The 1,951-nt window shown below is 72.9% G+C and carries 1 protein-coding gene and 1 pseudogene; both read left to right on the forward strand.

Annotated features, from left to right (window positions below; translation table 11 throughout):
• Positions 1 to 55: 55 nt before the first annotated feature.
• Positions 56 to 540 (forward strand): annotated as a pseudogene (locus B8460_RS10375) (SDR family NAD(P)-dependent oxidoreductase).
• A partial coding sequence (locus tag B8460_RS10385; RefSeq protein WP_084623479.1) for an acyl-CoA dehydrogenase family protein occupies positions 533 to 1,951 on the forward strand: 1,419 nt, incomplete at its 3' end. The pseudogene B8460_RS10375 and the gene B8460_RS10385, both read left to right, overlap by 8 nt.

Genomic DNA, 1,951 nt, shown 5'->3' on the forward strand with positions numbered 1-1,951 from the left:
GCCCGCCGCCTGTGCCGCGGCGCTCGACGCGGCGGGCGGGCCGATCCACAGCCTCGTGCATCTCGCGGGACTGTACGAGCCGGACCCGCTCGACCCCGGCGCGCGCACCGTGTGGGACCGCGCCATCGCCGCCAACCTGACCAACGCCTATGACATCTGCGTCGCGGCGCTGCCCCGCCTCGACCGCGACGCGCTGCCGGCGCGCATCGTGCTGGCAAGCTCCATCGCCTATCGCCGCGGTTCGCCGGAGAACGTGGCCTATGCGGCGGCCAAGAGCGGTCTGGTCGGCCTCGTGCGGTCGCTGTCGCGCGCCCTTGCGCCGGACGTGCTGGTCAACGCCGTCGCCCCGGGCGTGATCCGCACCCGCATGACCACCGACCTGATCGCGCGCCGCGGCGAGACGCTGAAGACCGCCATCCGCTCGGCCGCTACGGCGAGCCGGAGGAGATCGCCGGGGTGATCGCGTTCCTCTGCGGCCCGGCGGCGACCTATCTGACGGGACAGACGATCACCGTGGACGGAGGCATGACCAATGCTTGACCACGCCGCCCCGGCACAGGCCGGCAGCCTCGCGCCCAGTGGTATGCCCATTGGCACGCCCGTTGGGACGCCCACGGGCGCCGAGGCGGTGCCCGACAGCCGGGGCATCAACCTCTACCGCGCCGATCCGCAGCTCGCCCGGCTCGTGGCGCTCTACCTCCCGCCCGACCTCGCCGCGCATCTGGCGCCGCATCTCGACCGGCTCGGCGCGCTCGCGGGCGGGCGGCTCGACGACCTGGCCGGGCAGGCGGACCGCAACAAGCCGGTGCTGCATCCGCGCACCCGCACCGGCGCCGACGCGGCGCATATCGAGACGCATCCGGCGTATCGGGAGATGGAGCGGCTGGCCTTCGGCGAGTACGGCCTCGCCGCCCTGTCGCACCGCGCGGGCGTGCTCGGCTGGGACGCGCCGATGCCGCCGGTCGCCAAATACCTGCTGACCTACCTGTTCGTGCAGGCGGAGTTCGGCCTCATGTGCCCGGTCAGCATGACCGACAGCCTGACGCGCACGCTGCGCCGCTTCGGCGATCCCGCCCTGGTCGCCCGCTACCTGCCGGCGCTGACCAGCCAGGATCTCGACACGCTGCATCAGGGCGCGATGTTCATGACCGAACAGGGCGCGGGATCGGACATTGCCGCGACGGCGGTGACGGCGCGCCCGCGCGGCGACGGCACCTGGGCGCTCGCGGGCGACAAATGGTTCTGCTCCAACGCCGACGCCGACCTCGCGATGGTGCTGGCGCGGCCCGAGGGCGGTCCGGCGGGCATCAAGGGCGTCGCCCTGTTCCTGCTGCCGCGCGTGCTGCCGGACGGCACGCCCAACGCCTATCGGATCGTGCGGCTGAAGGACAAGCTCGGCACCCGCTCCATGGCGAGCGGCGAGATCCGGCTGGAGGGCGCGGTCGCGTGGCTGGTCGGCGACATCAATGCCGGGTTCCGGCAGATGGCCGACATGGTCAACAACTCGCGCCTGTCGAACGGCGTGCGCGCCGCCGGCCTGATGCGCCGTGCGGTGACCGAGGCGCTGTTCGTCGCTCATCACCGCGTCGCCTTCGGCCGGCGGCTGATCGACATGGCGCTGATGCGCCGGCAGCTGGCGAAGATGGCGATGCGGGCGGAGCAGGCGCGGGCGATGATGTTCGCGACCGCCGACGCGCTGCGCCGCTCCGACGCGGGCGAGGCGGACGCCTATCCGCTGCTGCGTATCCTGACGCCGCTGATCAAGTTCCGCGCCTGCCGCGACGCGCGCGTGGTGACGGGCGACGCGATGGAGGTGCGCGGCGGTTGCGGCTACATCGAGGAATGGCCCGACCCCCGGCTGGTGCGCGACGCGCATCTCGGCTCGATCTGGGAAGGCACGAGCAACGTCGTGGCACTCGACGTCATGCGGGCGGCAAAGCGCGAGGCAGCG

The sequence above is a fragment of the Acidisphaera rubrifaciens HS-AP3 genome (assembly GCF_000964365.1).
Classification (GTDB): Bacteria; Pseudomonadota; Alphaproteobacteria; order Acetobacterales; family Acetobacteraceae; genus Acidisphaera; species Acidisphaera rubrifaciens.